At 37.9% G+C, this 6,759-nt stretch carries 5 protein-coding genes and 2 tRNA genes; all 7 read right to left on the reverse strand.

Annotated features, from left to right (window positions below; translation table 11 throughout):
• Positions 1 to 279 precede the first annotated feature (279 nt).
• The 7 genes from glmM to AC3WVA_RS26705 all read right to left on the reverse strand — a co-directional run bounded on the left by glmM (position 280) and on the right by AC3WVA_RS26705 (position 6,681).
• Positions 280 to 1,626: a phosphoglucosamine mutase gene (glmM, locus tag AC3WVA_RS26675; protein WP_098345075.1), complete on the reverse strand. Its 1,347-nt coding sequence runs from the start codon at positions 1,624 to 1,626 to the stop codon at positions 280 to 282.
• Positions 1,619 to 3,100: a CdaR family protein gene (locus AC3WVA_RS26680; protein WP_098345074.1), complete on the reverse strand. Its 1,482-nt coding sequence runs from the start codon at positions 3,098 to 3,100 to the stop codon at positions 1,619 to 1,621. The genes glmM and AC3WVA_RS26680 overlap by 8 nt, the downstream gene beginning before the upstream one ends.
• Positions 3,093 to 3,914: a diadenylate cyclase CdaA gene (gene cdaA, locus AC3WVA_RS26685; RefSeq protein ID WP_048528662.1), complete on the reverse strand. Its 822-nt coding sequence runs from the start codon at positions 3,912 to 3,914 to the stop codon at positions 3,093 to 3,095. The genes AC3WVA_RS26680 and cdaA overlap by 8 nt, the downstream gene beginning before the upstream one ends.
• Before the next feature lie 248 nt (positions 3,915 to 4,162).
• Entirely contained in the window at positions 4,163 to 5,056 is an 894-nt protein-coding gene (rocF, locus tag AC3WVA_RS26690; protein WP_492322317.1) for an arginase, read from the reverse strand.
• A gap of 209 nt (positions 5,057 to 5,265) precedes the next feature.
• Positions 5,266 to 6,411, reverse strand: coding sequence for a glycerate kinase (locus AC3WVA_RS26695; protein ID WP_098345072.1), 1,146 nt, complete (start codon positions 6,409 to 6,411; stop codon positions 5,266 to 5,268).
• A 115-nt stretch (positions 6,412 to 6,526) separates the two neighbouring features.
• Positions 6,527 to 6,599 (reverse strand) — tRNA-Ala (locus AC3WVA_RS26700).
• Positions 6,600 to 6,609: 10 nt separating this feature from the next.
• Positions 6,610 to 6,681, reverse strand: a tRNA-Gly gene (locus AC3WVA_RS26705).
• Between the last annotated feature and the right edge of the window lie 78 nt (positions 6,682 to 6,759).

The raw sequence follows: 6,759 nt of genomic DNA on the forward strand, positions 1-6,759 counted from the left end.
TCACCTTTGTCCACTAAGTCACCTTAATGATTTAAGTAAAAGCTTGCGGTTGTGATGAACAACCGGGAGTCATCCGCCGAAATCTCGATAAACCCCACCTCGTCAACTACACTACTTGTAGTTCTGGCGCTTCTATAATTTACAATATTTCCTTTGAGAAAAAGAACAAGACCATCTTATAACAAACATAGATAAACCGTCAATGAAATTTTTTTCATCGTCTATAAAACATATGAAAAAGGAGCACCTCTTGTGCTCCTTTTTCATAAATTTATTGAATTATTCAGCACCAACTTCAGCTTTCACAACTTCTACAATGCGATGTACGTATGCGTCACAAACTTCTTGTGTTGGTGCTTCTGCCATTACACGAATAAGTGGCTCTGTTCCAGATGGACGAACAAGAATGCGGCCATCACCGTTCATTTCTTCCTCCACAACACGAATAATTTCTTTAATTTTTTCATTTTCTAACGCTAGCTTTTTATCTGTTACACGAACATTTACTAGTAATTGTGGGAATTTCGTCATCTCACCTGCAAGCTCAGATAATGATTTTTTCGTCATTTTCATGATGTTTACAAGTTGAAGTGCACTTAACATTCCATCACCAGTTGTAATGTAATCAAGTAAGATAATGTGACCTGATTGTTCTCCGCCCAGGTTATATCCACCACGCTTCATCTCTTCCATTACGTAGCGATCACCAACTGCTGTTTTATCACTTGTAATACCGTTAGCTTCAAGTGCTTTGTAGAAACCTAAGTTACTCATAACCGTTGAAACAACTGTATTGTGCTTCAGTTGACCAGTTTCTTTCATGTACTTCGCACAAATAAACATAATTTGATCGCCATCAACGATGTTTCCTTTTTCATCTACAGCAATTAAACGGTCACCATCACCATCAAAAGCAAGACCGATATCAGCACCTTTTTCTTTTACTAATTTCGCTAATACTTCTGGATGTGTAGAACCTACTCCATCGTTAATGTTCATACCGTTTGGTGAAGTTCCCATTGTTGAAATATCAGCTTCTAAATCAGCAAATAAGTACGGAGCTAATGAAGACGTAGCACCGTGCGCGCAATCTAAAGCAATATGTAAACCAGAGAAGTCTTCCTCTACAGTTTGTTTAATGTATTGTAAATATTTTTGTCCGCCTTCAAAATAATCACTCACTTGTCCAAGGTTCGTACCTGTCGGACGTGGTAATTCATCAACTTCTTTGTCTAATAAAGCTTCGATTTCTGCTTCTTGCTCATCTGTTAATTTAAAACCGTCTGAACCGAAGAATTTAATTCCGTTATCTTGTACTGGATTATGAGATGCAGAAATCATAACACCTGCTTGTGCACCTAACGCTTTTGTTAAATAAGCAACACCCGGCGTAGAAATAACACCAAGACGCATTACTTCTGCTCCAGTTGATAATAGACCTGCTACTAAAGCTCCTTCTAACATATGTCCTGATATACGTGTATCACGGCCAATAATTACTTTTGGACGATCTGTATCTTTTGTTAATACATAACCACCAAAACGTCCAATTTTGAACGCTAATTCAGGTGTTAACTCCTGGTTCGCAACCCCGCGTACTCCATCTGTACCAAAATATTTACCCATTTTGATTCGCTCCTTTTTCTGGCTCTTTTTGATTATCTACTGTTGGTTCTTGACTCGTTTCTTTTTCTTTTTCTGGATCTTTATTTTGTTCCTGTTCCTTTTCCGGGTCAGGCTTAGTTTCAGGTTCAGGATTTTTTGGTTTTTCAGTTTGATTATCTTGGTTATGATTTGAATCTGGATTTTCACCGTTACCCTGTACTTCTTTATCTGGATTTTCTTTCTTCACAATTGTGACCTTAGCACTTTTTTGCTTTGGTTCTATTGAAATATTACCAGGACCGCTCACTTGAATGGAAACATCCTTTGTTCCCGGAGATACATTTTGCAAATTAATCGCTGCTGTTATTTGAGCAGCTGTTATTTTATCTACTATACTTGTTTCTCCTGAAATATCAACGCTTATCTTCCCATCTTGCGGCGAAAGTAGCTGGGCCGTAACATCTTTAGAAAGTCCATTTTTTTGAATCGAAATACCATCAATCGTTCTTGTTTTCGTTTGTTTTGTTTTTTGTACGCCTACGGAAACCTTCACTTGATTCGGTTTTGCACTTGTTACACCCTTTGGCAATAAAACAGAGGTATCGAATGTTGTAGACTCTGTCAATTGACTAAGATCTACTTCGACCCCCTCTATCGATTGTATATTATCCAATACATCTTTTGGACCTGCTATCGTTACTTCTCTCGGCTCAACGCTAATATTTGTAACGGCCAATCCTTCTGGTAAACTCCCCTTTTTCGTATACGTTACAGGAACAGTTTTTTCCGTATTATTGGCCGTAGCTTGCGTTGCCACATTTAACGTTACACTAATTTTAGATGGGCTCGTTCTTACATTCAAACGTTTTCCTTCTTTATTGTATAATGTAACTTCAGCTGTTTTCGTAACAGTTTTATTAACACCTTTTAAATCAATATACGCCTTAGCAGATGAAATACTTTCAATTTCTTCTTTCGTCCCAACTACCTCAACCGTATCAGGTTTAATATTTGATTTTTCAAGAGTAGCACCCGCTGGCATTTGATCCTCATTTGATAATTTTAAATCTACATGAACATATTTTCTCGCTTTTTCATGTAGAGTAATTTTAATTGTTGATGGCTGAACTGTTCCTTTTACATCATCTGGAAGCCCGTTCGTTTTTAAGGAAACTTCATACGTCCCTTTTTCGCTATCTCTCAAATCAACTGGTATATCAAATTGTTTTTTCGCCTTTGCTGTAGCAACTGCTGCTTTTGGGCCCTCTAACTTCACCTTGACGCCCTCTGCCGGAATACCACTTACAATATATTTCTCTTCATCATACTTAAGGTTAATAGCATAATTAGTTAATGTTTCTTTCGCATCATTTGCAAAAGGTAGTATCCCTGATGTCGTATTTTTTTCAGTTAAAGTCGCTGACATAAAAAGCATACACGCCAATAGTAGTGAGATCCCCTTTAAAAACCAATGATTCTCCATTAACTTATCCATGACGCTTTCTCCTCCAATTCCATAAAGACGAAGAAGTCGTTTTTTCGCTTGCACTAAATTCAGCTAACAACATATCTTTCAGTTGTTCTGTCTTCAAATCACGATGCAACTTACCATTTTTCGTTAAGGAAATTTGGCCTGTTTCTTCCGACACAACTACTGTAATACTATCAGTAACTTCACTAACTCCCATTGCAGCGCGATGCCTAGTTCCTAACTCCTTAGAGATAAATGGACTTTCCGATAACGGAAGATAACAGGCTGCTGCTTTAATGGTACTTCCTTGCATAATTACTGCTCCATCGTGAAGAGGTGTGTTTGGAATGAAAATATTAATGAGTAATTCCGATGATACATTTGCATTTAGCGGAATACCCGTTTCCACATAATCACCCATACCCGTCTCTTTTGACAAAGTAATTAATGCCCCAATTCTACGTTTTCCCATATATTCCGTTGCTTTCGCTATCGCTGTTGCAACGATTTCAGGTTCATCATCCTCATGAGTTCCAACACGCGAAAACAAACTCCCGCGTCCTAGCTGCTCAAGTGCTCTTCGCAATTCTGGCTGGAAAATAATAATAACGGCTAAAAATCCCCACGTTAATACTTGCTCAGTCAGCCAATATAGCGTATGCAATTCAAGGAAAATACTGATCATCCGAACGACAATAATAACTGTAATCCCTTTTAAAAGTTGAACAGCTTTCGTCCCTCGGATTATGAGAATTAGCTTATATATAATAAACCATACAACGGCAATATCTAATACCGTACTAAGATATTTCAAAATGGTCGTATCTTCAAAAGGCATGCTAACCCTTCCTCCTACTTACGAGCAATTCTATCCATATATTGAAATATTGTTTTATGCTCTATCTGTATGTATTTCCAACAACTAGTTAATTATACCATACATGAAACAAACAACAATTACAAACAACCTCCTTTAATCTAAATTGGTAAGATGTCAAACATTCTTATCGTACAGTATAATATAAATCATTATTATACGCCTATTTTCAAATAAAAAAAGCAACTTCTCAGTTGCTTTTCTTACATTTATTTTAGTTTTTCACCGAATAAAGAACCCATTAAAGCAACCGCTGTTGTTGCCGTTCTATTTCGCTCATCTAAAATCGTATTTACCTCAACAAACTCAGCAGATGTAACAATATCAGCTTCCGCTAACATTTCCATTGCTAAATGGCTTTCACGATAAGATAAGCCACCAATTACAGGTGTTCCAACTCCTGGTGCATCGTGAGGATCAAGGCCATCTAAATCTAATGATAAATGTACACCATCAGTATGTGATAAATATTCGATTGTTTCTTCCATAACAGCCGTCATACCCATACGATCAATCTCGTGCATTGAGAATACTTTAATGCCTTCATTACGAATAAAGTCTTTTTCTCCTTCATCTAATGCACGTGCACCGATAATTACAACGTTCTCTTTTTTTACCTTTGGATATGCCCCGTATAAATCTACAAGTGCAGGATGTCCATACCCTAAACTTGCAGCCAATGACATACCATGAATATTTCCAGATGGTGAAGTTTCTTCTGTATTTAAATCACCATGTGCATCATACCAAATAACACCTAAGTTTTTATAATGTTTCGCAACACCAGCTAATGTACCAATAGCGATACTATGGTCGCCACCTAATACAAGTGGAAAACGTCCTTCTTCTATAATATGATCCACCTTACTTGCTAATTCGCTACATACAGTTGCAACTTGTGTAAGGTTTCTTAAGCTTGTATTTACATCTACTTCTTTTTCTCTCTCTATACATATATCTCCCATATCTTTAACGTCATATCCAATTCCTTCAATTCTTTCAATTACACCTGCATAACGGATTGCGCTCGGCCCCATATCTACCCCGCGACGCATTTGTCCTAAGTCCATTGGAACTCCAATAACTGAGATTTCTTTTTTCATAGATAGTATCCCCCTTTTGTGCCTTCACTAAATATTTTAAATCTTTTATATAGTCTGACTCAACTCGACATTTTTCTGTATGGATATACAAATTATTCACTTATATTCGCTTTGAAATCCAAATGTTAAGACTATTTTATGTATAAAGTTAACTTAATGAAACAACTACTATCATTATTATTAGATAATAATAAAAAACACTCCTACATTTAGAAGTGTTTTTCTGATGCAATTTTCCACACTGATGCAATATTCTTTGCTGTCATTTCAACATTCTCTTCTGCTACTTTATATGCCTCTTCTAACGTCATCGGACTTGCTGTAATACTAAATACTGCATCAATTCCCTTTTTATGAACAGCCGGATAATTGGGAGATACAGATCCTCCAATAGCAATGACAGGAATATGAAAATGCTTTGCACGCTCTGCAACACCTACAGGGGCCTTTCCATATGCTGTTTGTTCATCTATTCTCCCTTCACCAGTTATAATTAAGTCTGCGCCCTTTATATGCTGATCAAAATTTGTATAATCTAATACAATTTCGATTCCTCTCCGCAAGTTTCCCTTTAACACTGCAATAACAGCTGCTCCCATTCCTCCCGCAGCTCCTGCACCAGGTGTTTTACATACGTCGCAAGATAAGGATTGTTTTAGGATATGCGCATAATGCTTTAAATTTTCATCCAACTCTTTCATCATCTCTGCATCCGCACCCTTTTGCCGTCCAAATACGAAAGATGCTCCTCTTATCCCAACTAACGGATTATCTACATCACATGCTGCTTCTATCTTTATATTCGCTAAACGGGAATCCATTTGTGAAAAATCAATAGCGACAATCGAATGTAACGTTCCTCCAGATGGCTCTATTACTTCCCCTTCTTGATTCATAAACCTGACTCCTAAAGCTGTCAACATACCCGCTCCGCCATCATTTGTAGCACTTCCTCCAAGTCCTAAAATAATATGCTCAGCTCCTTCGTCTAGCGCATGTAGTATAAGTTCTCCTGTTCCTTTCGTCGTTGTAATAAGTGGGTTTCGTTTTTTAACCGGAACATGTTGTAATCCTGATGCTGCTGCCATTTCAATAAACGCTGTCTTTTTATCTTTAGACATACCATAAAAGGCTTGTACGCCCTCTCTAAGCGGCCCTGTCACATGAAGTGATATAATTCTCCCCCCTGTAGCATCAACAAGGGAATCCACCGTTCCTTCTCCTCCATCTCCAATCGGGATCTTTACATATTCTGCATTAGGGAAAATTGCCCCAAAACCTCTTTCTATAGCTTCACATACTTCTATAGCTTTTAAGCTTTCTTTATATGAATCAGATGCAATAACAACTTTCACAATTATCCCCCACCCTTTACTTTTACGTTTTCTTCATTTTAAACGACAAGTATGAACGTTGTCTTTTCAAACACAAAAAAAGCTTACATCATATGATGTAAGCTTCTCTATTAGATGGAGCCTAGCGGGATCGAACCGCTGACCTCCTGCGTGCAAGGCAGGCGCTCTCCCAGCTGAGCTAAGGCCCCTTAGTAATTAAGCGGAAGACGGGATTCGAACCCGCGACCCCAACCTTGGCAAGGTTGTATTCTACCACTGAACTACTTCCGCGAAAATGGTGAGCCATGAAGGACTCGAACCTTCGACCCTCTGATTAAAAGTCAGATGCTCTACCAACTGAGCTAATGG

This window comes from Bacillus sp. EB106-04-02-XG92 (assembly GCF_058791995.1).